This window comes from Streptomyces sp. CoH27 (genome assembly GCF_020181035.1).
In the GTDB taxonomy this organism is placed as follows: Bacteria; Actinomycetota; Actinomycetes; order Streptomycetales; family Streptomycetaceae; genus Streptomyces; species Streptomyces camelliae.
The window spans coordinates 1-24061 of record NZ_JAIQYY010000053.1 but is presented as its reverse complement, the minus strand read 5'-3'; the positions used below and the strand labels follow the sequence as shown (position 1 = coordinate 24061).

Below are 24061 nucleotides of genomic sequence, written 5' to 3'. Positions count from 1 at the left end.
GATCTCGCCTGCCCTTCCGGGGCTGAGGAGGTGGAAAGTCCCCCATACACGACCGTAGAACGACATCGGCGGCGCCGCTGGCGGAACAAGCACGCTGTCGACGAACGGCTAGGTGAAGCGGTCGACAGGGCAGACGTCGCCTGATGCGATACCCGTCCCGATGATGACCCGCCGCCGGCCGCCACGACCCACGACGTGCGGAGGGGGCATCGGTGAGGAACGGTAGGAGTGGGAGCAGGGACGCAGAGGGCTCGGACGCCTCAGACGCGTCGTGCCCCGGTGGATCCCGAGGTCGGGTGTCCGCGGAGGGGCAGGATGGGCGAGATCGACATGCACGATGCCACTCCACTCGGCAACAGCTCCGGCGCCCTACCGGACCAGGTGATGACCGAGGAAGCTTTCGCACAGTGCCACCTGCCGCTGATGGTGTACGACTCCCGGCTGCGTGCCGTGCGTGCGAGCGTCGGCGCCGTACGGGAACTCGGGCTCTCCGAAGAGCAGATGCGTGGTCGGCGGGTCACGGACATTCTGCCGCCGCACATCTGCCGGACGGTCGAGGACGGCATGCGCCGTGCGTTCACCACAGGGGAACCCGAACAGTTCCATGTCCGTGGCAGGCCCCGGCCCGGTGCGCCGGAAGGGGTCTGGGCCGTGACTGTCTCCCCGCTCAAGACCCCGGCGGGGCAGGTGCGACAGGTGGAGGTCGCGGCGCTCGATGTCACCGAGCAGCATCTCGCCCGGGAGCGGCTCGCCCTGCTCAACGACGTCAGCACGCAGGTCGGAAGCACGCTGGATGTGATGTGCACGGCCCAGGAGATGGCCGATGTGGCGGTGGGCCGGCTGGCCGACTTCGTCACCGTCGACCTGCGGGACTCCCTGTTCCGGGGTGTCGAGCCCCGGCCGGCTGCCCCCGGTACCGTCGCCTTGCGCCGTGCGGGGCAGCAGTCCGTCCTCCCGGGCGTGCCCGAGGCGGTGGCCCGGCCGGGAGACGTGGACTACTACCCTCAGTCCGCGCCCCCCGTCCGCTGCGTGACCACCGGCCGGTCCTCACTGCACCGGACCATGAACGACCAGGACATCAGGGACTGGCAGAAGGCCGACCCGGAACGTTCGCAGGTGGTCCAGGGCTTCGGCATCCACTCGGTCATGGTCATTCCGCTCCGCGCCCGCGGCATCACCCTCGGCGTGGCCGTCTTCGTCCGTCACCGGCGTCCGGACCCCTTCGAGGAGGACGACCTGCTCCTCGCCGAGGAGATCGGCGCACGCGCCGCCGTGGCCGTCGACAACGCCCGCCGCTACACCCTCGAACGCACCACGGCCTTGGCGCTGCAGCGCAGCCTGCTGCCCAGTCGGTTCGCTGCACAGGACGCCGTCGAGGTCGCCTACCGTTACCTGCCGGCCCGTACCCGGGCGGGGCTCGGCGGCGACTGGTTCGATGTGATCCCGCTGTCGGGAGCCCGGGTTGCGCTGGTTGTCGGGGACGTGGTGGGCCACGGCCTGCGCGCCTCTGCCACCATGGGGCGGCTGCGGACTGCGGTACGCACCCTGGCGGACGTGGATCTGCCAACTGACGAGCTCCTCGTCCACCTCGATGACCTGGTCACCCATCTGGCGGCAGAGGAGGACACCCACCAGGACCCCGTGTCCGACCTGGGGATCTCCACGGATCTGATCGCCACGTGCCTGTACGTCGTCTACGACCCGGTCGCGCGTCGCTGCACAGCTGCCACCGCCGGCCACCCGCCGCCCGTCGTCGTCACTCCCGAGGGCATGGCGGACTTCGTCGACGTCCCTTCCGGACCTCCGCTTGGTGTGGGCGGTCTGCCCTTCGAAACGGTCGAGTGGGAACTGTCCCCGGGCAGCCTCCTCGCGTTGTACACGGACGGCCTGATCCAGGGGACCGTGCAGGACCTTGACAAGGGCCTCACGGCACTGCGCGAGCGCCTGGAACAGCCCGGCCCCTCCATCGAGGCCACCTGCGACAACCTGATCCAGAGCCTGCTGCCCGCACAGCCCCAGGACGACGTCGCCCTGCTCCTCGCCCGCACCCGAGCCCTGGACGCCGACCAGGTCGCGACCTGGGAGCTGCCGTCCGACCCGGCCGTGGTGGCCCATGCCCGTGCGGAGATCCTGGCCAGGCTGACGCAGTGGCGGCTGGACGATGTGGCCTTCACCGCCGAACTGGTGGCCAGCGAACTCGTCACCAACGCGATCCGCTACGGGCGGCCGCCCATCCGGCTGAGGCTGATCCGTGACACCGCGCTCCTCTGCGAGGTCTCCGACGGCAACAGCACCGCCCCGCACTTGCGGCGGGCGCGCACCTTCGACGAAGGGGGGCGCGGGCTGCTGCTCGTGGCCCAGCTCGCCGAACGCTGGGGAACACGCCACCACGCGGAGGGCAAGACGATCTGGGCCGAGATCGGACTTCCCGACGGGCGAGAGTAGGGCGCCTGGCGGTCCGCGAACGTGCAGCGGCTCAGCTCAGGGGCTGGCGTTCTCCGGCTTCGGCACCGTCCTTCAACCAGACTCGCTGCTGACGGCCGTGCCGAATGGTCATGCCCGGGGCGCGCTGACAGCGGCTGCTCGTCCCTTGCCCTCGCGTCTCGGGACAGCCCGTCTGCGAGTCCCTGCAACGGCCCGGCACCCGATCGGCCCATTCGTGTAGCCCGGTCAGGTGATAGCGGGGGCCGGGCGTCCCGAGTCGCCCGGTGGGGCGGCAGCGCGCACCATGGAACGTGCAGGGAGCCTGGTCTCTTTCCCTCCCTGGAGGTGGGCGCGATGACTCTGCCCGTACGACACCGGCCCGGCCACCTGCTGGAGCGGGTCTTCCCCTGGGGCGAGCCGCTGGCCGCTGAGTTCGACGACATGTTCGAGAGGATGAACCGCCTCCTGGAGGCCGCCGCGCCCCGCTGGTCCGAGACGATGGCCTGGGTGCCGCCGGCCGACCTGCGCGAGACCGACGAGGCGTACATGGTCGAGTGCGAACTGCCCGGCCTCAAGCGCGAGGACATCGACGTCGAGGTCGGCGAACACGACCTGTGCATCACCGGAGAACTCAAGGAACGCGAACGCCAGGGCGTCCTGCGCCGAGCCACCCGCCGCACCGGCCGCTTCGAGTACCGCTCCCTGCTGCCCGTCGACGTCAACGCCGAGCAGGTCAGCGCGCAGCTGGCCGACGGCATGCTGACCGTGACCGTCCCCAAGACGCAGGCCGCCAAGCCGCGCCTCATCGAGATCACGACCTGACCGACCGGACCACCGTGTGAGGGGACCAAGGAAGGCGGCCCGGGCGGCCGGTGCGGGCGGGTCAGTGGGTGGTGCCTGCCCCTGCGCACCGGCCGTCGGGCCGCGGTAGCACGATCGCGACTGGGGGCATGATGGAGCCGTCCGAGCCGCTCGCGCGCCCGGAGCCGCATACTCCCCATGATCTGAGGCTGCGGCTCGATGCCCAGCTGGACCAGATCGCCGAGCAGCTGCGGCAACTGGCCATGGCCAAGGACCGGCTGCAGGGGTTGCTGGACGCGGTGCTGGCTATCAGCCGGGAGTCGGACCTGCCCGCAGTGCTGCACTGCGTCGTCACCACTGCCATGGGCTTGGTCGGCGCACGCTACGGGGCGCTGGGGGTGCTGGACGAGTCCGGTGAGCACCTGGGCCAGTTCATCACCGCCGGCCTGTCGGAGTCCGAGCGCGCCGCGCTCGCCGACGTCGAGTTCCCCCGCGGACGCGGCGTTCTCGGACACCTGATCCACCACCCCGAGCCCATACGCGTCGACGACATAGCCTCCCACCCCGCCTCCGCCGGATTCCCGCCCGGTCACCCCCACATGCGCACCCTGCTCGGCGTCGCCATCAGCGTCCGCGGCACCATCTACGGCGACCTCTACCCCTCCGAACGCCGTGACGGGCGCCCCTTCGACCGCGAGGACGAGGACATCGTCGTCACCCTCGCCGGCGCCGCCGGCATCGCCATCGAGAACGTCCGCCTGTACGAGCAGGTCCGCGAGAGCGCCGAACACTTCCAGCGGCTGCTCCTGCCCACCCTGCCCGACCTACGCCCCTTCACCGCCGCCGCCGTCTACCGGCCCGCCCCCACCCCCGGCCACCTCGGCGGCGACTGGTACGACGCCCTCTGGCTGCCCGACAACGCCTGTGCGGCCGTTATCGGCGACGTCGTCGGCCACGACCTGCACGCGGCTGCCGCCATGGCCCAGACCCGCAGCATGCTGCGCGCCCTGCTCTACGACCGCCTCACCCCGCCCAGCGCCATCCTGCGCCGGCTCGACCGCACTCTGCACGCCATCACAGACCTGCCCGTCACCACCGCCTGCCTCGCCCGCATCGAACCTGAGGACGTTGGCTGGACACTTCACTGGAGCAGCGCCGGCCACCTCCCCCCGCTCCTGATCACCGCCGACCGGCGCACGGAATACCTGCACGCTGACCCCGGCCTCCCCCTCGGCGTCGACCCCGACCAGCCCCGCCCCGACCACACCCACCCACTCGACGCGAACGCCACGGTGGTCTTCTTCACCGACGGACTGGTCGAGCACCCCGCCCACCCCATCGATGCGAGCCTGCACACCCTTGCCGAGCTGGCCGCCGACCACGCCCGAGCACCCCTGGACGACCTCGTCCGCACTCTGGCCGACCAGCATCCCAGCGACGGCCACGACGACCTGGCCGTCTTGGCCTTGCGCACTCCCGCGCACCGGTAGGAGCGGCCAACACCGGAGATGGACCTGTGGCGGAACAAGAGCCGAACTGCGTCCTGTGCTCGCAACGCCTGTCGCACGCCTTCGTGCTCAGCCATGCCACCCCCGCAGACAGCCGCCTTTGCACTACTAAGACCTGAAGATCCCCACAGACAAGAGACGAACGATGCGTTCCGTAACCGGTTGAGCACGTATCCCCACGCGGAGGCGGGGATACGCCTCGCGAACACCATGCCGAGGCCCCGGCGATGCCCTCGGATTCTGCCGATGACAAGTAGAGGTCGCTCTTGTAGAGAGTCGGTGGTCAACTGGCCTTGTGGCCCCACTGCGGCCCGACCAGGGTCCACTCCCTGTCCCACTGCTGGATGCGCCGCCGGTCGAGATACCTCCGGCCGACGCTCCCCACGCCAAACACCACGCCACTCAGTGCAAGGGCTGCCGAGCCTCCGAGGAAACCTGCCTCGACGGCCGCGGCGGCGGCGGTCGGTGGCTGAGCGCTCAGCTTCCCCTGGCCGTCGATCCAGATCCTGACCTTGGAGCCGGCCTTCTTCCCGGTTGTCACCAGAGTCATGCCGCTGCGCGTGGAGCCGTCCGAGTTCGTCCAGCGGACCCTTGCAGAGGCAAGGTCTCTACCTATCCCCGAGGTCGCAGTGCGCGGGGCATCATCGAGGAGAACGGCGCGACCGGGGGTCCGTTCGGCCCGCTGCTGGGCGAAGACCTGGTCGGCTGCATGGGCCGCCACCACCCCGATCGCCGTGCCACCCGCAGCGATGAGCACCCATACGGCCAGCAGGAGCCATGCCTCGAAGACATCGTCGCGTCGCCGGATCGGGTTGTTCCGCCATCGCCACAGCGGCATGCGCGTTCGCCCGCGCTTCCATGTGGTGGGCTTTCCCTTGCGCATCTCTCCGCACCTCCTCGTCGTCACACACAGGAAGGTGACAGCCGCAGTCTTGCCGTGACATGGGCCGATCAGGCGGAAGCTCAGGGCCGATCGGGCCAAGTCCTCGCCGGCGCCGGGTCGTTCGGCCCAACACACACGGGTCGTTGACCCGCCGTGGTTCTGTGCACGTGCGTAGTGGTCGACGTGCACCGAACAGGCCCGGCAAGGGGACCATCGGCCCCTCACCGTTCTGCCGTGGTGCTCTCACGCTCGTAGGACACCCGCACCTGTCCGACTTCGTACGAGAGGAGGCCATCATGCGAACCGCGCCCCTCGACGCCGCGGCACTGGAAGCGTGCATCTCGGCCGCCGTGGCCGCGCCCTCGATCTACAACACCCAGCCGTGGCGCTTCCGGCTTGACCAGGAGGCCGTCGCGCTGGAAGTGCGCGCCGTACCCGAGCGTGGCTTGCGCCATGCCGATCCTGTCGGCCGTGCTCTGCATCTGTCTGTCGGTGCCGCTGTCTTCAACCTCCGTGTCGCGGCGGCCCACGTCGGCTGGGCGCCCGTCGTACGCCTGCTGCCGGATCCCGAGGACCCGGGTGTGCTGGCCAGCCTTCGGCTGTCCGGGACGGGCCGGCGGCACACCGCAGGGCACCGCCCCGACCTCTACCCGATGATCTGGCGCAGGCACAGCAGCAGGTTCCCCTTCTCCCGCAGGCTGCTTCCGCCGAACGTCCGAGCCGAACTCGTCGAAGCTGCTCAGACAGAAGGTGCCTCACTGACCTTTCCAGGAGCCGCAGAGACGGCACGGCTGCTGCGCGTGGCCATGGAAGCCGAGCATCGCAATCGCGCCGACCCCGACCGGGCAGTGGAGAGCCGCCGATGGGTGCACCCGGGCCCGGACGACTCCACCGGAGTCGGCATACCGCGAGTGGCACTGGGGCCGCAGGACGCGCTTGAGCAGGTGCCCATGCGTGACTTCACCGCTCAGCGGCACCCTGAGAGGCTCCCCGCCCAGCCCTTCGAACCCGTCCCTGTGGTAGCTCTGCTGGCCACCGAGCACGACTGGCGCAGCGACTGGCTGCGCGCCGGACAGGCGCTGGAGCACGTCCTGTTGGTAGCCACGGCGCACGGTGTGCGCGCCTCCTTGCTGCACCAGCCGATGGAGTGGCCCGACCTGCGCCGCGACCTGAGCCACGTTCCGGACCTCACCGGGCATGCGCAGATGCTGGTTCGCCTCGGGTACGGCCCGGAGGGCCCGGCCACCCCTCGACGTGCACCGGATCAGGTGTGGTCACGCTCAACGACCGGGCAGCCCGAGTAGCTGTGGTCCTGGAGCCACGGCCATCCCCAAGGCCTGCTGCTGGACCTCCACCCCGTGTGGTTGCGGGCGGCGCCTACGGCCTCGTCAGCCCGCTTCGGCGGTGAGGATTCCGCCGGGCACAGCGGCCACGGCTTCGGGCAGGTGGTCGTAGAGCTCGAACAGGCCATCCAGTCCCGCAGCACTCAGTATCCGAGGGAATTGGCGGCCAGTGGTGACGAGACGGAGTCGGCCGTGCCGTTCCATGACCCTGTTCCGCGCCCGGCACAGCATCCCGAGTCCGGCGCAGTCGATGAAGAACACGCCACGAAGGTCCACCACGAGGTCGGGGAGGACGACGGCCGTCAGATCGTCCAGGCGCGCGCCAAGGGGCGGTGCCGTGAGGATGTCGATCTCACCGTGCAGCTCCACGACGGTCGTCCCGCCGACGGCACGCTCGGTGTGGCGGGATGCGGCCATGATGAGGGGTACGACCATGATCAGAGGAAATCGGAGCCTATGGCCGTGTCGGAAGGGCCGTCCGGCCCCCCTTCGCCGCCACGTTTCCTCGGGCCGCTCTCCGGCCAGGGCGGGACCCGTGGCCCTCACCCGCGGCAGCCGGCGGACTCAGCATGGAGTGTGATCCCTCCACCGGGCGAAAGACGGGCTGACTCATGTACTCGAACGATGGTTTCCGCGAACTCGGTCGTCACGAGTGCCTGCGCCTGCTGGCGACGGCTCCCATCGGCCGGATCGTCTACACGCGCCAGGCGCTGCCCGCGGTCGTGCCGGTCAGCTTCGGCCTGGACGCCGACGGAGCGGTGCTGCTGCGCATCTCCGCGGCTTCCCAGCTGGCCCGCGCGGTCGACGGCGCGGTCGTCGCCTTCGAGGCGGACGCGGTCGACGTGGACACGCACTCCGGCTGGAGCGTTGTCGTGACCGGCCGGGCCGAGATCGTGACGGATCCGGCTGAGGCAGCACGCCTGGAGCGGATCGGCCCGCGCTCCTGGGCTCCCTCGCCCCAGGAGGTCTTCGTGCGCATCGAGCCCGAACTGGTCACGGGGCGCGAACTCGTCGGGGGCCGCACGATGTACGGCCTGCACCTCTCCGCCTGACCGCTGGGCATCACGTGCCCGCGACCTGGCCCGAACGGCCCAACGGTGCGGGGCCGGACGGCGCGGCGACGGGTTCCCGCAGGCCCTGCCCCGGGCCGGGGCACACGAGGAGCATCGTCAGCGGAGCCGCCCACGGAACCGTCCGTGTGCGGTGTCGCGAACGATGCGGAGGCAGTGATGACCGTGGCAACCCGTCCAGACGTGGACGCACCCGCCGATGACTGGCGTGGCTTCGCCGGCCGGGGCTGGCGCGACCGGATCGACGTGCGCGACTTCATCCAGGCCAACTACACGCCGTACGAAGGCGGTCCGGAGTTCCTGACCGGCCCGACCGAGCGCACGCTCGCCGTCTGGCACAAGGTCAGCGCCCTGTTTCCCGAGGAGCGACGCAAGGGCATCCTCGACGTGGACACCGCCGCCCCTTCCACGATCACCTCGCACGCCCCCGGCTACATCGACCGGGACCGTGAGCTGATCGTCGGCCTGCAGACCGACGCCCCCCTGAAGCGCGCGATCATGCCCAACGGCGGACTCCGGATGGTCGAGAACGGCCTGAAGGCGTACGGCTACGAGCCCGACCCCTTCGTGACCAAGGTCTTCGGCACCTACCGCAAGACCCACAACGACGGCGTCTTCGACGCCTACACCCCCGAGATGCGGGCCGCACGCAAGGCCGGGATCATCACGGGACTGCCCGATGCCTACGGCCGCGGCCGGATCATCGGCGACTACCGGCGCGTCGCTTTGTACGGAACCGACCGCCTGATCGAGGCCAAGCGGGCCGAGCGTGCCCTGCTCGACGCCTGTGCGTCCTCCACCGAGGTCATCCGTGACCGGGAAGAACTCGCCGAGCAGATAAAGGCGTTGGCCGAGCTGACGCGGATGGCGGCGTCGTACGGCTGTGAGGTGTCCCGTCCCGCAGCCACTGCCCAGGAGGCCGTGCAGTGGCTCTACCTCGGCTATCTGGCTGCGGTGAAGGAGCAGAACGGCGCGGGCATGTCGCTCGGCCGCACCTCCACCTTCCTCGACGTCTACCTCCAGCGGGACCTGGCGGACGGGACCATCGACGAGACCCGGGCCCAGCAGCTGATCGACGACTTCGTGATCAAGCTGCGGATCGTGCGCTTCCTGCGCACTCCCGAGTACGACGCCCTGTTCTCCGGTGACCCGACCTGGGTGACGGAGTCCATCGGCGGCATGGGCACCGACGGCCGGACCCTGGTCACCCGGACCTCCTTCCGGTTCCTGCAGACCCTGTACAACCTCGGCCCCGCCCCCGAACCCAACCTGACCGTGCTCTGGTCGCCCCGGTTGCCCGACGGCTTCAAGGAGTTCTGCGCCCAGGTCTCGATCGACACCAGCGCCGTCCAGTACGAGTCCGACGACCTGATGTGCCCCCGGACCGGGGACGACACCGCCATCGCCTGCTGCGTCTCCCCTATGGCGGTCGGCAAGCAGATGCAGTTCTTCGGCGCACGGGTCAACCTCGCAAAGGCACTGCTCTATGCGATCAACGGCGGCCGTGACGAGATGACCGGTGAACAGGTCGCCCCCTCCGCGCCCCCGCTGACCGGTGAGTACCTCGACTACGAGGAACTGTCAGCGGCCTACGACCACGTCCTGGACTGGCTGGCCCGGACGTACGTCAACGCGCTCAACGTCATCCACTACATGCACGACAAGTACGCCTACGAACGTCTGGAGATGGCCCTGCACGACTACCCCGTGCACCGGTTCATGGCCTGCGGGATCGCCGGTCTGTCGGTGGCCGCGGACAGCCTGTCCGCCGTGAAGTACGCCCGGGTGAAGGTGATCCGGGACGCCACCCGACTCGCCGTCGACTTCCGCACCGAGGGCGACTTCCCGGCGTACGGCAACAACGACGACCGCGCCGACAGCATCGCCGTCGACCTGGTGGAGTCCTTCATGGCGAAGGTGCGCCAATACCCCACCTACCGTGCTGCCGAGCACACCCAGTCGGTCCTCACCATCACCTCGAACGTGGTCTACGGCAAGCACACCGGCAACACCCCCGACGGGCGGCGTGCCGGACAGCCCTTCGCACCCGGTGCCAACCCGATGAACGGCCGGGACCGGCACGGAGTCGTCGCGTCGGCCCTGTCGGCGGCGAAGCTGCCGTACGAGCAGGCTCGCGACGGCATCTCGCTGACCACCACCATCACGCCCGAGGGACTGGGCCACGACCCTACGGAACGCGCGGGCAACCTGGTCGGCATCCTGGACGGCTACATGGCCGCGGGCGGCTTCCACATGAACGTCAACGTCCTGAACCGGGCGACGCTTGAGGATGCCATGGAACACCCGGAGAAGTACCCGGAGCTGACCATCCGGGTCTCCGGATACGCCGTCAACTTCGTCCGCCTGACGCGAGAGCAGCAGCTCGACGTGATCAGCCGCACCTTCCACGGGTCGCTGTGAACGCCACCACGGCGCCGGCGGTGACCGGCCGGATCCATTCCTGGGACCTGTCCACCGGCGTGGACGGTCCCGGGACCCGGTTCGTGCTGTTCGTCAGCGGCTGCCCGCTGCGCTGCCTGTACTGCGCCAATCCGGACACTTGGCACATGCGCAACGGGCGGGAGACTTCCGTGGACGCGGTGATGGAGGGGATCGGGAAGTACCGGGGCTTCGTGACCACGGCCGGGGGAGGGGTGACCATCACCGGCGGGGAGCCGCTGCTCCAGCCGGCGTTCACCGGCTCGGTCCTGCACCGTTGCAAGGAAGCCGGACTCCACACAGCGCTGGACACCTCCGGCTTTCTGGGCGCGCGTGCCACCGACGAACTCCTCGCCGACACCGACCTGGTGCTGCTGGACATCAAGTCGTTCGATGTCGGCACCTACCGCAAGCTCACCGGCGGCCGGCTGGCTCCCACGCTCAGCTTTGCCACCCGCCTGGACCGGCTGGGCGTTCCCGTGTACATCCGCTACGTCCTCGTCCCCGGCTGGACCGACGACCCTTCGACCGTGGACGGCCTCGGTGCCTTCTTGGCCGGGCTGAGCAACGTCGACCGGGTGGACGTCCTGCCGTTCCACAAACTCGGCGCGCACAAGTACGACGCCCTGGGCGTCGAGTTCGCGCTGCGCGACACACCCGTGCCCGATCCGGACCTCACGGAACGCGTGCGCGAGCAGTTCCGGGAGCACGGTTTGCGGGCGCTGTGAGCCGCAGATACCCGCCGTACCTTCACACGCGTGTGGGCCACCCGGCCGCCGCACAGGGACCCGAGGCCTCTCCTGCCCCAAGTGCCTGCTGTCAACACTGAGTTCGTGACTTTGAAGTGGGGCCGTGATCAGGCGGCGTCGGGCTCGCCGTCAGCGGTGAGCCGGACGCCGGTGATCAGGTCGGGCCGGATGCGTACCGCATAGTCCATGGTCTGGTTCACCCACGGATTGAGCAGTTCCTGGTAGCGGGCCAGTTCTTCGGAGTCCGTCACCAGATAGGCATAGCCGGTGACCACGACGCTCCAGCCGAGGTGGGTGTCGGGTTCTATGGAGTCGGCCTCGTATGCCACCACGACGCCCTGTCCGTGGGCCTGCCCGGCGCGCGCGGTCAGCGCCGCGCCCTCGTGGGTACGGATGACGATCTCGCCGTTGTCCAGAACGTGGTTGACCGGGCGGACGGTCGGCAGCGCGTGGCGGGTGAACACGATCCTGCCGAAGGACACGCTGCCCAGCAGCCGCACTGCTTCGTCCCTGTCCAGCTCGATGCTTCGGCGTGGCCCGGCTGGGACGGTCTGTGGGGTGTCGATGCTCATGGGTGGCTTCCGTGCGGGTTCGTTGCTCACTGCTGTGTGTCTTCGGTCGGCGCGGCGAGGTGGGGGGTGCGTGGCCTGTCACGGTGGCGGCGGCCGGTGCGCCGGTGGGGCATGTGCGACGTCCCTTCGAGGCCTGGGCGGCTGCCTGTCCGTGGTGCTCGGCTGGAAGCCGCGGAAAGGCTCGATCAGGTCATTGGAGTGCACTGGAGCTCGTCACGCCAGGGTCGTTCGGCCCTTGTCCGCGTGCTGCCGCCCCGGTTTGCCGTCGTAATAGGCCGTGCGCATCATCTCCTGCATGTCGTCGAGCATCGGCATGTGCGGGTTGGCGGGAGCACAGTGACGGCCTGCTCTCGGCGACGGCCGAGTTCAGCCGCCGCCCACACCTGCGGGCGGGAGGGACACCGTGAGGGATCGGTGCCCCTCCCTCCTCCCTCCCGCCCTTGACCCTATGTGCCGATAATCCCTTACATGCCGATAGTCCCTTCTGGGGACTGGCTGGCACTGGTTAGCGGAGCGCTGTGGGGCTCTGATCCCGGCCGCCGTCGGTACGGCCGCCGCGCCACGGAGGCGGCGCGGCCGACCTGCGGGCCTCCTGCTTACGGTGCAGGGCGCGATCCATCTGGCTGCGCAGCCGGTCCTGCAGTCGGTCAGCCAGTTCATGTGCCGTGGCCTCCTGGGCATGCACGACCACGAGGGTGTTCCCCACGACGAGTTCGGCACCGACGGACCAGGGCCGCTCAGCGTGGTGCGCCACCGCCTTGGCGATCCTCACCGCACCGCTCACGGGCGGAATCCCGGGCCTGCCGAGGACCGCGTCGATCTTCTCCCGGAGGTATGCGAGGGCTTCCTCGTCCACATCGCCTTCCACGCGTACCTGTACGGCGTCGGTGGTGACGTGGGCGCCGACGTCTTTGGCAGTCATGTGCTCAACTCCATTCTGATCGTTTCGCAGCGGCTCCAGACTTCTGCGAGGACCGGTCCCGGCCCCAGGGCTGTCAGGCCCCAGGACCGGGGCCATAGGGCCTTTACCTGTTCTGGGAGCCGTCGGAGGCGCGCCGCTCGACCGGCAGAGGAGAACGCCGGGCCACTTCGCACCCTGGAGGCAGCGGCAGAGTCCGGCCGCGGGGGATTGTGGGGGGATGGGGCCGACTGGCCCTGGCCGTGCGGCCCGGATTCGACAAGGATCTCGGTACGGAGGGCCGATTCCGTCCACGGGCGGGGATCGGTGTGGAGTGCGAAACCAGGGAGCAGTTTGATGGCGGACAGCGAGCAGCCCGGCGCCGGCAACCCGATCCGGGTCTTCCTGCTGGACGACCACGAGGTGGTACGGCGCGGTGTAGGCGACCTGCTGAACGACGAGCCGGACATCGAGGTGATCGGCGAGGCCGGCACGGTGGAGCAGGCGTTGGTACGTGTCCCCGCCCTGCGTCCGCAGGTGGCCGTGCTCGATGTGCGTCTGCCCGACGGCGACGGTGTGACCGTGTGCCGGGAGCTCCGGTCACGCATGCCCGAGCTGGCCTGTCTGATGCTGACCTCCTTCGACGACGAGGAGGCCCTGCTCGACTCGATCATGGCGGGCGCCTCCGGATACGTCCTGAAGCAGATCCAGGGCTCGGACCTGGTGTCCGCCGTACGCACCGTGGCCGCCGGCCAGTCCCTCCTCGACGCGAGCGCCACCACCAAGCTGATGGCCCGGCTGCGCGGTGGACAGGAGGAGCAGCCGCCGGATGGACTTCAGGGCCTGACCGAGCGCGAGCGGGAGATCCTGGCCCTGATCGGTGAGGGCCTGACCAACCGTCAGATCGGCCAGCGTCTCTACCTGGCCGAGAAGACGGTGAAGAACCACATCTCCCGCCTGCTGGCCAAGCTGGGCGTGGAGCGCCGTATCCAGGCCGCCGTCATCGCCACCCAGGTCCAGGACCGGCAGAGGCAGGAAGGGCACTGAAACCCGGCGGCCGGCGACCGAGTGCCGGCCGTTCTCTCCCAGTCCCTGACCGACATCCCGGGCACGCGCTTGCCGACCACACAGTCCGACACCGCGTGGGCATCACGGCCGACAGCCCGGTGGCCGGGTTGTGCTCCGGCGCCGTCCTCCGGGATGAACTTGCGGCGCGTCGTCCGACAGGGGATAAGCTCCTGCATGGGTCCAGCGTTCCCGAGGCCCGGGGCGCCCGAGGACCACCGATCATCTGTCCGCTTGTGCCAGTCCGTTCAACCTCGGTAAGCCTCGGGCCACATCCCGCGCCCGATCCGCGGACGGGGGACTGGCTCCAGCCGGGGCCCGTACTCCTCCTCGGGCGAATGCGACATGACAGCCTTCGGCAGCATAGACATTCCGGTAGGAGTTCTGATGCCCCGGGAAGCGTCCATCAGCCTCGAACGTCTGAACAGCCTGGGCATACGTATCGGCTGCCCGGGCATGTGCAGAGCCGCTGATGCAGCCCGGCGGATACTGGAACTGACCCACTGCGGGCACGACAGCACGACGGAGGGCGAGATGGACACACCGCAGCCGGACACGAAGACCGTGACCGCGTTGGTCGCCTCGGCCATGGCGGATCCGTCCATGCGGCGTCGATGCGCTGGGTGGGCCCGCGGCACGCCGACGAACAGAACACCGCCGACGCCTTCGCGGCCGGCACCAACGGCTCACCGCACCCCCGACACAGCGGCGGCCCGGGCTCGTCATCGGCGACCACGACCAGCCGCAGCCGGGGGACGCCCTTCCCGCCCATACGAGCACCATACGACAGGTCCATGACCGAAGGTCGGAGCTCTGGCAGCCTGTCGTGCACGAGGCTCAACTCCTGAGTTCAGACGCGAGCCCGGCTTCGGTGATTCCGCGTGCACGGAGCCGGGCTCCTGACGCGTTGCACGAGGATGGACCAGAGCCCGGCCCCTACCCCGACGACGACCGGTATCAACAGCCAGACCAGTGCTCCCACGGGTGCGCCTCCCTCGGGCGATGTGTGCGGACGCCTTTCCGGCCCCCTCTGGGGTAAACGGGGTTTAGTCCTGGCCTTCTTGCTCAGCGGGGGCGATTGGTGGCGAAGGGCTCTGGGCTCCTGCCGAGTTCTCCGCGGCAGGTGTGGCCCGAACGGCCCTGTCGGGTACCCGGCGCGGCGGCAGATGGTGGGGCGTGCAGACCGGCATGTACGGCACCCGGAACCCTGCCCCGACTCGGAAGGATCCCTGATGTCCGACGACACGCAGCAGACGCCCGTCCGGCTGGAGGAGGATGAGCTGAGGTCGCTGGTCGCCCACTGGCGCGCCGCGAACTATCTGTCCGTCGGCCAGATCTACCTCATGGCAAACCCCCTGCTCACCGAGCCCCTGCGCCCGGAGCACGTCAAACCGCGGCTGCTGGGCCATTGGGGTACGTCGCCCGGCCTGAACCTGGTGCACACCCACCTCAACCGCGTCATCAAGGCCCGAGGCCTGGACGCCCTGTGTATCTGGGGGCCTGGTCACGGTGGCCCGGCCGTGCTGGCCAACTCCTGGCTGGAGGGCTCGTACACCGAGACATACCCGGACATCACGCGAGACGCGGCCGGCATGGGCCGGCTGTTCAAACAGTTCTCCTTCCCCGGCGGGGTGCCGAGCCATGTCGCACCGGAGACGCCCGGCTCGATCCACGAAGGAGGCGAACTCGGCTACTCGCTCTCCCACGCCTACGGCGCCGCCCTGGACAACCCGAACCTGCTGGTCGCCTGCGTGATCGGCGACGGCGAGGCGGAGACCGGCCCGCTGGCCGCCTCCTGGCACTCGAACAAGTTCCTCGACCCGGTCAACGACGGCGCGGTCCTGCCGATCCTGCACCTCAACGGCTACAAGATCGCCAACCCGACCGTGCTGTCCCGCCTGCCCGAGCACGAACTCGACGAGCTCCTGCGCGGCTACGGACATGCCCCCATTCACGTCACCGGCGACGATCCGATGGCCGTCCACCGGGCGATGGCCGCCGCAATGGATGACGCACTGGAGCGCATCGCGGCCATCCAGAGCAGCGCCCGTGAGGGCGGCGTAGCAGGGCGGCCGCACTGGCCGGTGATCGTGCTGCGCACCCCCAAGGGCTGGACCGGCCCGGCCGAGGTCGACGGCCTGCCCGTGGAGGGGACCTGGCGTTCCCACCAGGTCCCGCTGGCCGCCGTACGGGACAATCCCGAGCATCTGCGGCAACTGGAGAAGTGGATGCGCTCCTACCGGCCGGAGGAGCTGTTCGACGAGCACGGCGCCCCGCGCCCCGACGTGCTCGCCTGTATCCCCGAGGGCAGGAGCCGACTGGGCGCCAATCCCCACGCCAACGGCGGCCTGCTGCTGCGCGAGCTGCCCCTGCCGCCCCTGGAGAAGTACGCAGTCGAGGTCGACAAGCCCGGTGCGACCCTGCACGAACCCACGCGTGTTCTCGGCAACCTGCTCCAGGACGTCATGCACGCTACGAGTGGACGGCGCGACTTCCGCCTCGTCGGCCCCGACGAGACCGCCTCCAACCGGCTCCAGGCCGTCTACGCGGCCAGCGGCAAGGCCTGGCAAGCCGCGATCCTGCCGGTGGACGAACACCTCGACCGGCACGGCCGCGTGATGGAAATCCTCTCCGAACACACCTGCCAGGGCTGGCTGGAGGGCTACCTCCTCACCGGTCGGCACGGGCTGTTCTCCTGCTACGAGGCGTTCGTGCACATCGTCGACTCGATGGTCAACCAGCACATCAAGTGGTTGCGCACCACCCGCCGCCTGCCCTGGCGCGCCCCCATCGCCTCCCTCAACTACCTGCTGACCTCGCACGTGTGGCGCCAGGACCACAACGGCTTCTCCCACCAGGACCCCGGCTTCGTCGACCACATCCTCAACAAGAGCCCCGAAGCGGTCCGGGTCTACCTGCCGCCGGATGCCAACACTCTGCTGTCCGTGGCCGACCACACGCTACGCAGCCGCGACTACGTGAATGTGATCGTTGCCGGCAAGCAGCCTTGCTTCGACTGGCTTTCGATGGAAGAAGCGAAGGTCCACTGTGCGCGCGGGGCCGGCATCTGGGAGTGGGCTGGTACCGAGGACCGTTCACGGGAACCAGACGTGGTCCTGGCCTGTGCGGGTGATGTGCCTACCCAGGAGGTGCTCGCCGCCGCCCAGTTGCTGCGCCGCCACCTGCCCGAACTGGCCGTGCGCGTGGTGAACGTGGTCGACATCGCCCGGCTGCTGCCGAGCGAGGAACACCCGCACGGGATGAGCGACTTCGAGTACGACGGGTTGTTCACCTCGGACAAGCCGGTCATCTTCGCCTACCACGGCTATCCGTGGCTCATCCACCGCCTGGCCTACCGCCGCACCGGCCATCGCAACGTGCATGTGCGCGGCTACAAGGAGATCGGCACCACGACCACGCCGTTCGACATGGTGGTCCGCAACGACCTCGACCGCTATCGCCTCGTGATGGACGTCATCGACCGCGTCCCCGGTCTCGCGGTCCGCGCGGCGGCCGTACGCCAGCACATGGAGGACGCCCGCCAGCGCCACCACGTCTGGATCAGGGAATATGGCACGGACCTGCCGGAGGTCGCCGACTGGACGTGGGATGGCTGACCAGCCGTCTGCCGCCTCAGACGCCCCGGCCGCCCGACAGAGCAGCCGGGGCGTGCGGGGTACACGATCTCTGCGCGAGAGGTACACCGAGATGAAGCCGGTCCGCGACCGGGGTTCGGGACCATCCGGCGGTGATCGCACATCACAGCAGGCGCACTGGGGACGATCAGGCGCGTGTCGCCGAAGGCATCTCCAAGTTCACCGGTTTCGATGAGGTTCGTCTATGTCCACGCGATCGTCCTCGCCGTCTGGTTGCTGCTCTTCGAGTCCAGTCCCTGGCCCACGTCGACCCTGGTGGTGTGCGGGCTCGACGGTCCCGCTGGCGTTCGCGTCTTGGTCGGTCGGCGTGCCGGAACGAAGGCTGCCCGTTGTCAAGAAGGGGTGTTGAAAGCCCGTCGAATGAAGGGATGTTGACTCCGCGGAGCGGTTCTGACCTTGCAGATCCTGGACATCGTTCACCTGATGGCGGTGTTCCCCGTCTACGAGACGCTGGACGCAGCCCTTGACCGGCCGGAGACGTCAGCCTGTTGAGGAGAGCGGGACGACCCACTCGACGACGGTGCCGCTCGGCTGATTCGCGGTCAGGGTGAACGTGCCGCCCATCTCCTCCGCGCGCTTGCGCAGATTGGCCAGGCCGCTGCGGCGGGTGACCGTCGGGTCGATACCCCGACCGTTGTCGGCCACACGGAGCTTCAGGACGGCGTCGGTGACCTCGGCGCTGACGTCGACAGCGGTGGCCTGCGCGTGCCGGGCGGTGTTGGACAGGGCCTCGCCGAGCACGGCCAGCAGCTGCTCGGCCTGTCCGGCGGAGACGACCGTGTCCAGCAGCCCGGTCATGCGCAGCGCGGGGGCGCAGCCGAGCGATTCGGTGGCCCGTTCGGTGGCCGTCACCAGCTGGGCACGCAGCCCGCTGCCCTCACGGGCCTGATCGTTCTCGCGCAGGCCGTAGATGGTGGTACGGATGATCTTGATGGTGTCGTCCAGGTCGTCCACGACCCGCTGGATTCGTTCGCTCGCCTGGGGCCGGTCGGAGACCCGGCTCAGCGTGGACTGCAGCGACAGTGCGCCGGCGAACAGCCGCTGGATGACCAGGTCGTGCAGGTCGCGGGCGATCCTGTCGCGGTCGTTGAGTACGACCATGCGCTCGGTGTCGCGCCGGTGTTCGGCGACGTCCAGTGCCAGGGCAGCCTGGTTGCCGAAGCCGGTGACCATGTCGATCACGGCGTCGGTGAAGAGGGAGCGGCCGGGTACGTTCGCCACCTGAAGCACCCCGCGGACATGTTCGCGGGTGCCGAGCGGTACGAAGAAGGCAGGCCCGAGCTCCACCACCGAGGCGCTGCCGCCCTCGGTGCGCGGGTCGGTGCTCACGGCCTCGCTGGTGATCGTCTCCCCGGACGAGTAGACCTTGGCGCCCAGTGCCGCGGCGGGCAGCACCAGCCCGCGGACCTCCTCGGCCCACGCTCCGGAAGCCGCCTCGATGACCAGCTCGCCACGGTCGTTGACCGGAACCGCCAGGGTGACCAGGTCGGCGCCGGCCATCTCACGCACGGTGGCGGTGAAGGACTCCAGCACCGTGGCGGGCTCCGCGCCGGACAGCAGGCTGCGGGTCAGCTCGTTACTGGCCGCCAGCCACCGCTGCCGGCGGTGCGCGTCGTCGTAGAGGCGGGCGTTGTCGATCGCGACACCGGCCGCCGCGGCCAGGGTGCGCAGCACCGCCTCGTCGTCGGTATCGAACTCTGTGCCGCTCTTCTTGTTGGTGAGGTACAGGTTCCCGAAGACCTGGTCGCGCACCCGGACGGGTGCGCCGAGGAAGTTGGTCATCGACGGGTGCCCGTCCGGGAAGCCGGCGGACGCCGGATGATCCGCCAGGTTCGGCAGGCGCAGGGGCTCCGGGTGACGGATGAGCAGGCCGAGGATGCCCTCGCCGCGTGGGTAGTGCCCGATCCGGGCGATGGCCTCCTCGTCGATCCCAACGGTGAGGAACTGCTTGATCGTGCCTTCCTCGCCCAGTACGCCGAGCGCCCCGTACTGGGCGTCGACCAGGGTGACCGCCGATTCCACGATGCGGCGCAGCACCACCTCCAGGTCGAGGTCGGAGCCGACCGCCAGCACCGCGTCGAGCAGTGTGTGGACCCGGTCCCGGGCTGCGCGCACCTGCGCGACCTGCTGCTGCAGGTCGTCCAGCAGAACGTCCAGCCGCAGCTGCGGAGACATCCCGGATGCCTCCACCTCACGCGAACCCTGCGCGCGTTCGTCCACCACAGCTCCCCTCACCGTCTCGCGGCACACTCCCCAAGGATGCCCGACGAGGGTAATCCGCTCGACGGCACCCGGCGGATAGCGTGGGTGCGACTCACGAACCGGTTGGCTGCCGGCGGGTCGTCGCACGGACCGGCCCGGTGACATCGGGCGCTACAGGTGTGCGAGCTGCACTTCGGGCTGTCTCGGGCGCCGTCGTACAGGGGAGAGTCGGGGAACATCCAGTAGGCACCAGCCGGCGCATCCCCCACTCACGGCAGCCGCTTGACCCGATAGGCGCATGGGGTGTCTTGTCCCCGAGAGGTGGACAAGGCCCGCGGGCCCACACACCCTCGCGCTGCCAGCGCCTGAACAACCCGTACACGGTCTGCCAGTGCCCGTACTCAGCCGGCAGATCCCTCCACGGAACCCCCGTCCGCACCCGCCACCGCACCCCGTTGATCAACCACCGCTGGTTACGCGCCGGACGCCCCACCCCCGCCGTCGGCAACAACGGCTCAGGCACCGACCACTGATCATCCGAAAGATCCCCACGCCCCACACCGAGATCATCATGGCAAAGGCCCCGCCGACTACCGCGAGATCCTGGCAATCGCGCGGGCCGCGAACGGTCCGGTCCGAGTCAGAGTGGCCGGCGTGGAGCTGGACCTTCAGGCGGTGGTGCGCGGCAAGCTGGAGCCGTTGCACACGAAGACGGCCAGGGCCGCCGGTCGCGGCTGGCTGCACAAACGGCTCGACGGCAGGTTCATCGCACGCTCGTAGCCGCGCCGCCGACGCGTGCCACGGCTTCTGTCGCGCCCGCGGCCAGTCGGCCGACGGCGCGCTCGGCGAGCGTCTGCTCGTGGAGGCGGCGGGCGGATTCGAGCAGACGGATGCTGTCTGGGCCCCACATGCGGCGCAGCATGTAGCGCTCGTAGGGGCCCTGCTGCATCAGCCAGGCGATGGGGAGGAAGAGTTTCGCGGCCAGGACCGCAGCCTTGTCCATGCGCGGGGACAGACCCATCGACTTGCGCATCCTGGCGGGGAGGGTGCCCATGACGGGGAGTTCGATGAGCGAGGTCTGCAGCGCGTAGGGGATGGCCGCGCGCAGGTGGGAGATGTGGAAGTTCTTCACCACCGTCTTCATCACCAGCTTGAACCAGTCCTCGCCGGTGTCGGGCATGTTGTAGACCGTCTTGCTGGGTTCGAAGAGGTCGGCGTACTTCTCGTAGAGGGCTCCCAGTTCGGCCATCGTGGTGAGGATGTCCTCCTCGGGCGCGCCGACGAGCCTCAGGTACGCCCCCGTCTCGGCGATGAGCTGGTCGCGCTGTTCGGGGGAGAGGCGGTGGGGGAGCTTTCCGTCGCGGAAGGCGAACGCCTCGTAGACGCGCAGCATGGGGTGCATCTCGGTCAGCGCCGCCCACATGGCGTCGCGGGGCTCGCTCGCGTCGTAGCCGCCGAGTTCGGGACGGGCAGTGTCGATGACGTCTCCGACGACCTTCTTGTGGATGTTGTGCAGGTGCTTGGCCATGAGCTTGGCGGTCTTGGAGTCGCCGAGCCACATGGGCGCGTGCATGCCCGAGTTGCGCGACAGCCGGTCGAAGACGTCCATCATGGTCAGCGTGCCCTCGCGCGCCTTGCGGGACATGGGGTCGCGGTCGCGCAGGCCCGCGTTGATGGGGTTGTAGCCCTTGGTCTGCACCACGCTCTGGGCGGCGTTGAGGAAGAGATGGTCGCCGGGTGGAGGAGAACCTCCCAGGCGACGCTGCCGGGGCCGAAGAGACCGTAGTCCGGGGTGCCGTCCTCGTTGAGCGACCCGCCGGCGGGGGTCGGCTCGCCGAAGCGCCGCCAGCGCCTCTCGGTGCCGAGGAGATCCTCTCTGGTGATCTTCACTTTGGCCGGCTTCCTGCCGTGGCCCGCGGCGACTGTGCTCATCACGATCTCCTTCGATCGGCTCCCATTAATTCCCGCCCGGGAATTGAAGGGGCGGGAGAGAGTAAGAGGTCATGACTGTTACGGAAGGGGCATCGTCGTCCGGCGCCCGCAGGACCCGCGGACGGCGGGCGGGCATCGACCTGCCGCGCATCATCGAGGCGGCCCGCTCCCTGGACGCCGACACGGTCACCATGCAGGCTGTCGCCGACAAGCTCGGCGTCGACCGCAAGGCGGTCAACCACCACGTCAGCGACCGCGAGTCGCTGTTGCGTCTCCTGGCCCTCGACTCGCTCTCCCGGAGCTCGTCGGCGGTCGAGATCCCCGCGGAAGCCTCCTGGCAGGAAGCGTGCCGGATCTATGCCACGGCCTTCACCGAGAGCCTGATCGCCGCCGACGCCCTCGCCGAGCACCTCATGCCGGACGACTCGCTCTACGCGCCGTTCATCGAGCCCGCAGAAGCCCTCGCGGGGAAGCTCACAAAAGCCGGCTTCGACGACGAGGCCGCCGTACGCTCACTCGCCCTGCTCACCAACCTCTGCTGGGCCTACGCCCGGGACGCCATCCACGTCTCCCGCAGCGGGGAACGCCTCCGGCCACGGCTCACCCGCGAACTGGTCGCGGATCGCGACCCCGAAGCTTTCGAGCATCTCGCCCGCATCGTCGAACGAGGCGTCGACACCTACGACGTGCACCAGCTCGAACTCAGCATCGAGGTCTTCGTCCGAGGCATCGAAGCGGTTCTCCTCGGGCCGGGTTCAGGCTGGGTGCGCCGGGTGTGAGCAGGAGTGGGCGGACGGCGTTCATGGGGAAGCCGTCCAGGGCGCCGCTGGTGAACCACGACTCGTCGACCGCCTCGGGCAGCTGCCTTCTGGCCTCTTGCTGGGCCCGGTGGTGGCTGCGCACCATCGCCGCGATCACGACGAAGGCTGCGGTGGCGGCTCCGACCAGGGCGCCGGCGACGATCGGCCGGTCGGCGCGCGGGGCGGTGGCCACCGCGGTCATCTCCAGCACGGTCAGCAGCAGGACACCCAGCACGGCGGTGCCCTCGCCGGTGCGGGGGTGGGGCAGGGGCTTCATCGCCGTCTCCCTCCTTGTTCCGTCTTCCATCGTGGTTGGCGCGCGGGCCGCGTGTCGTTGGGCCGACCGTCCTCTAACGGGATTCGTACGCGGCCTCGCGGTGTGGGTTCAGGCCAGCACCCGGGGCCGGTCGTGCTCGGTTTCCTCGTCCTCCAGGTGCCAGTGCAGGTCACGCACGCCCGGCTCCAGGGAGAGGCGGGCGATGACCTGTTCCAGGGCGGGGGCGACCTGGCCGGGGATGGTGACGGTGGCGCGCAGGCTGGTGGCCTGGTCGTTCTCCTCGCGGCGGGCACGCAGACCGGTCGGGGCCAGTGCGCCGGCGGTGAGGGCCTGCAGCAGCTGGGCCCTCACGTGGGTCTCGGCCTGCCGCTCGCACACCACGTGCACGGTTGCCCGCGCGGTGGCGTCGGGGTCGGAGCCTGAGGCGGGGGCGCGGTCCAGCAGCCGTCCGGCGGGCCGCAGGACCAGGTGCACGGCGAGGACTGCGAGGGTGCCGAGTACGGCCAGTTCGAGGCGGCCGGAGGCGGCCAGGACGCCGGCGGCAGCCGAGCACCACAGGGTGGCGGCGGTGTTCAGGCCGCGCACCCCGGCGCCGTCGCGCAGGATTACGCCGCCGCCCAGGAATCCGATGCCGGACACGACGTAGGAGGCGACCCTGGTGGGGCTGCCGGCGTCGCCGGCAGCGACGCTGTACAGCACGAACAGGGTGGCGCCGGTGGCGACCAGGGCGTTGGTGCGCAGGCCGGCCATCCGGGCCCGCCACTGGCGCTCGACGCCGATCAGTGCCCCGCAGGCCACACCGGTGGCGAGCCGGGTCAGGAAGTCGAAGGTGGTCAGGGTGTGCACGGGGCACCTCCTTCACGGACAAGACCGGCGGCAGGCTGGCTGCCGGCAGGATCAGGTGAGGGGCTGGAGGAACTCCAGGCGGTTGCCGACCGGGTCGGTGCTGTAGAAGCGGCGGTGGCCGGGCAGATTGTCGTCCCACACGACCGGCGCGCCGTGTGCGGCGAGGCGGTCGGCGAGGGCGTCGATGCCGGTCACCCGCAGTCCGGGGTGGGCCTTTTGTGCGGGGCGGAAGGGGTCTTCGATGCCCAGGTGGAGCTGGACGCTGCCGTCGGGGGTGGCGAACCAGCAGCCGCCGCGGGCGGCCAGGACCGGGGGCTTGGGGATTTCGGTCAGGCCGAGGGTGCCGGTGTAGAAGGCGCGCAGCGTCTCCTCGCTGGCGGGCGGGGCGGCGAGCTGGACGTGGTCGAGAGCGGCGAGCATGACGAATCAGCCCTCCTGTCAATGACGTGACAGTCGATGGCGGTGGATGGTCTTTCGGCCGTCCGGGGCGCTGGACGTGAGCACCCCGGACGCCGGTGGCTCAGTGGCCGAGGGCGACTTCGACGATCTTGATGACGACGAGGACCATGGCGATGAGGAGGTAGGTGCGCAGGGCG

21 protein-coding genes are annotated in these 24061 nt (G+C 69.6%); 11 read left to right on the top strand and 10 right to left on the bottom strand.

Annotation, left to right across the window (positions count from 1 at the left end):
• Window positions 1-315: 315 nt before the first annotated feature.
• From LE548_RS42945 to LE548_RS42935, 3 genes are all read left to right on the top strand, one after another.
• A complete protein-coding gene (locus LE548_RS42945) occupies window positions 316-2445 on the top strand; it encodes a SpoIIE family protein phosphatase (RefSeq protein ID WP_225102488.1) in 2130 nt (709 codons plus the stop codon).
• Window positions 2446-2778: 333 nt separating this feature from the next.
• Window positions 2779-3246, top strand: a complete 468-nt coding sequence (locus LE548_RS42940; RefSeq protein ID WP_225102487.1) for an Hsp20/alpha crystallin family protein — start codon at window positions 2779-2781, stop codon at window positions 3244-3246.
• 128 nt (window positions 3247-3374) lie between these two features.
• Entirely contained in the window at window positions 3375-4715 is a 1341-nt protein-coding gene (locus tag LE548_RS42935; RefSeq protein ID WP_225102486.1) for a PP2C family protein-serine/threonine phosphatase, read from the top strand.
• A gap of 301 nt (window positions 4716-5016) precedes the next feature.
• Here LE548_RS42935 and LE548_RS42930 read toward each other — a convergent pair whose 3' ends face one another.
• Complete coding sequence (locus LE548_RS42930; RefSeq protein ID WP_225102485.1) at window positions 5017-5616, bottom strand: hypothetical protein; 600 nt, start codon at window positions 5614-5616, stop codon at window positions 5017-5019.
• 296 nt (window positions 5617-5912) lie between these two features.
• Between LE548_RS42930 and LE548_RS42925 the strand changes: the two genes are divergently transcribed.
• Complete coding sequence (locus LE548_RS42925; protein WP_225102484.1) at window positions 5913-6920, top strand: nitroreductase family protein; 1008 nt, start codon at window positions 5913-5915, stop codon at window positions 6918-6920.
• 84 nt (window positions 6921-7004) lie between these two features.
• On the opposite strand, the gene LE548_RS42920 is transcribed toward LE548_RS42925, so the two are convergent.
• Window positions 7005-7394 carry an STAS domain-containing protein gene (locus LE548_RS42920; protein WP_225102483.1) on the bottom strand — a complete coding sequence of 130 codons (390 nt, stop codon included), beginning with the start codon at window positions 7392-7394 and terminating at the stop codon, window positions 7005-7007.
• Window positions 7395-7570: 176 nt separating this feature from the next.
• Between LE548_RS42920 and LE548_RS42915 the strand changes: the two genes are divergently transcribed.
• The 3 genes from LE548_RS42915 (at window position 7571) to pflA (ending at window position 11196) form a co-directional block, all read left to right on the top strand.
• Window positions 7571-8011 carry a pyridoxamine 5'-phosphate oxidase family protein gene (locus LE548_RS42915; protein WP_225102482.1) on the top strand — a complete coding sequence of 147 codons (441 nt, stop codon included), beginning with the start codon at window positions 7571-7573 and terminating at the stop codon, window positions 8009-8011.
• 177 nt (window positions 8012-8188) lie between these two features.
• Window positions 8189-10450: a formate C-acetyltransferase gene (gene pflB / locus LE548_RS42910; RefSeq protein WP_225102481.1), complete on the top strand. Its 2262-nt coding sequence runs from the start codon at window positions 8189-8191 to the stop codon at window positions 10448-10450.
• Entirely contained in the window at window positions 10447-11196 is a 750-nt protein-coding gene (pflA, locus tag LE548_RS42905; protein WP_225102480.1) for a pyruvate formate-lyase-activating protein, read from the top strand. Before pflB ends, pflA begins: the two co-directional genes overlap by 4 nt.
• Window positions 11197-11324: 128 nt before the next feature.
• Here pflA and LE548_RS42900 read toward each other — a convergent pair whose 3' ends face one another.
• A complete protein-coding gene (locus tag LE548_RS42900) occupies window positions 11325-11789 on the bottom strand; it encodes a pyridoxamine 5'-phosphate oxidase family protein (RefSeq protein WP_225102479.1) in 465 nt (154 codons plus the stop codon).
• 505 nt (window positions 11790-12294) lie between these two features.
• Window positions 12295-12711: a hypothetical protein gene (locus LE548_RS42895; RefSeq protein WP_225102478.1), complete on the bottom strand. Its 417-nt coding sequence runs from the start codon at window positions 12709-12711 to the stop codon at window positions 12295-12297.
• 333 nt (window positions 12712-13044) lie between these two features.
• On the opposite strand from LE548_RS42895, the gene LE548_RS42890 reads away from it, so the two are divergent.
• On the top strand, window positions 13045-13734 hold the full coding sequence (locus LE548_RS42890) for a response regulator transcription factor (RefSeq protein WP_225102477.1): 690 nt from the start codon (window positions 13045-13047) through the stop codon (window positions 13732-13734).
• 1250 nt (window positions 13735-14984) lie between these two features.
• On the top strand, window positions 14985-17369 hold the full coding sequence (locus LE548_RS42885) for a phosphoketolase (protein ID WP_225102476.1): 2385 nt from the start codon (window positions 14985-14987) through the stop codon (window positions 17367-17369).
• 519 nt (window positions 17370-17888) lie between these two features.
• Here the strand turns inward: LE548_RS42885 and LE548_RS42880 are convergent.
• The gene (locus LE548_RS42880) at window positions 17889-19583 is read right to left on the bottom strand and encodes a GAF domain-containing sensor histidine kinase (protein WP_225102475.1); all 1695 of its coding nucleotides are present in this window, start codon (window positions 19581-19583) and stop codon (window positions 17889-17891) included.
• Between the two features lie 139 nt (window positions 19584-19722).
• Entirely contained in the window at window positions 19723-20169 is a 447-nt protein-coding gene (locus tag LE548_RS46860) for a transposase (RefSeq protein ID WP_374116259.1), read from the bottom strand.
• A 95-nt stretch (window positions 20170-20264) separates the two neighbouring features.
• Between LE548_RS46860 and LE548_RS45815 the strand changes: the two genes are divergently transcribed.
• The gene (locus tag LE548_RS45815; protein WP_263637238.1) at window positions 20265-20390 is read left to right on the top strand and encodes a hypothetical protein; all 126 of its coding nucleotides are present in this window, start codon (window positions 20265-20267) and stop codon (window positions 20388-20390) included.
• Here the strand turns inward: LE548_RS45815 and LE548_RS42870 are convergent.
• The gene (locus tag LE548_RS42870) at window positions 20374-21312 is read right to left on the bottom strand and encodes an oxygenase MpaB family protein (protein WP_225102474.1); all 939 of its coding nucleotides are present in this window, start codon (window positions 21310-21312) and stop codon (window positions 20374-20376) included. The genes LE548_RS45815 and LE548_RS42870 overlap by 17 nt on opposite strands.
• A 301-nt stretch (window positions 21313-21613) precedes the next feature.
• Here LE548_RS42870 and LE548_RS42865 point away from each other — a divergent pair, with 301 nt between their 5' ends.
• Complete coding sequence (locus tag LE548_RS42865; RefSeq protein WP_225102473.1) at window positions 21614-22321, top strand: TetR/AcrR family transcriptional regulator C-terminal domain-containing protein; 708 nt, start codon at window positions 21614-21616, stop codon at window positions 22319-22321.
• On the opposite strand, the gene LE548_RS42860 is transcribed toward LE548_RS42865, so the two are convergent.
• The 3 genes from LE548_RS42860 to LE548_RS42850 all read right to left on the bottom strand — a co-directional run bounded on the left by LE548_RS42860 (window position 22245) and on the right by LE548_RS42850 (window position 23885).
• Window positions 22245-22619, bottom strand: coding sequence for a hypothetical protein (locus tag LE548_RS42860; RefSeq protein ID WP_225102472.1), 375 nt, complete (start codon window positions 22617-22619; stop codon window positions 22245-22247). The genes LE548_RS42865 and LE548_RS42860 overlap by 77 nt on opposite strands.
• 108 nt (window positions 22620-22727) lie before the next feature.
• On the bottom strand, window positions 22728-23465 hold the full coding sequence (locus LE548_RS42855) for an MgtC/SapB family protein (RefSeq protein WP_225102471.1): 738 nt from the start codon (window positions 23463-23465) through the stop codon (window positions 22728-22730).
• 51 nt (window positions 23466-23516) lie between these two features.
• A complete protein-coding gene (locus LE548_RS42850) occupies window positions 23517-23885 on the bottom strand; it encodes a VOC family protein (protein WP_225102470.1) in 369 nt (122 codons plus the stop codon).
• Window positions 23886-24061: the final 176 nt, after the last annotated feature.

What these genes read in the sequence shown, in the direction of transcription:
- LE548_RS42945 (WP_225102488.1), top strand. Translation starts at nt 316, where the DNA reads ATGGGCGAGATCGACATGCACGATGCCACTCCACTCGGCAACAGCTCC.
- LE548_RS42940 (WP_225102487.1), top strand. Translation starts at nt 2,779, where the DNA reads ATGACTCTGCCCGTACGACACCGGCCCGGCCACCTGCTGGAGCGGGTC.
- LE548_RS42935 (WP_225102486.1), top strand. Translation starts at nt 3,375, where the DNA reads ATGATGGAGCCGTCCGAGCCGCTCGCGCGCCCGGAGCCGCATACTCCC.
- LE548_RS42930 (WP_225102485.1), bottom strand. Translation starts at nt 5,616, where the DNA reads ATGCGCAAGGGAAAGCCCACCACATGGAAGCGCGGGCGAACGCGCATG.
- LE548_RS42925 (WP_225102484.1), top strand. Translation starts at nt 5,913, where the DNA reads ATGCGAACCGCGCCCCTCGACGCCGCGGCACTGGAAGCGTGCATCTCG.
- LE548_RS42920 (WP_225102483.1), bottom strand. Translation starts at nt 7,394, where the DNA reads ATGGTCGTACCCCTCATCATGGCCGCATCCCGCCACACCGAGCGTGCC.
- LE548_RS42915 (WP_225102482.1), top strand. Translation starts at nt 7,571, where the DNA reads ATGTACTCGAACGATGGTTTCCGCGAACTCGGTCGTCACGAGTGCCTG.
- pflB (WP_225102481.1), top strand. Translation starts at nt 8,189, where the DNA reads ATGACCGTGGCAACCCGTCCAGACGTGGACGCACCCGCCGATGACTGG.
- LE548_RS42900 (WP_225102479.1), bottom strand. Translation starts at nt 11,789, where the DNA reads ATGAGCATCGACACCCCACAGACCGTCCCAGCCGGGCCACGCCGAAGC.
- LE548_RS42895 (WP_225102478.1), bottom strand. Translation starts at nt 12,711, where the DNA reads ATGACTGCCAAAGACGTCGGCGCCCACGTCACCACCGACGCCGTACAG.
- LE548_RS42890 (WP_225102477.1), top strand. Translation starts at nt 13,045, where the DNA reads ATGGCGGACAGCGAGCAGCCCGGCGCCGGCAACCCGATCCGGGTCTTC.
- LE548_RS42885 (WP_225102476.1), top strand. Translation starts at nt 14,985, where the DNA reads ATGTCCGACGACACGCAGCAGACGCCCGTCCGGCTGGAGGAGGATGAG.
- LE548_RS42880 (WP_225102475.1), bottom strand. Translation starts at nt 19,583, where the DNA reads ATGTCTCCGCAGCTGCGGCTGGACGTTCTGCTGGACGACCTGCAGCAG.
- LE548_RS42865 (WP_225102473.1), top strand. Translation starts at nt 21,614, where the DNA reads ATGACTGTTACGGAAGGGGCATCGTCGTCCGGCGCCCGCAGGACCCGC.
- LE548_RS42860 (WP_225102472.1), bottom strand. Translation starts at nt 22,619, where the DNA reads ATGAAGCCCCTGCCCCACCCCCGCACCGGCGAGGGCACCGCCGTGCTG.
- LE548_RS42850 (WP_225102470.1), bottom strand. Translation starts at nt 23,885, where the DNA reads ATGCTCGCCGCTCTCGACCACGTCCAGCTCGCCGCCCCGCCCGCCAGC.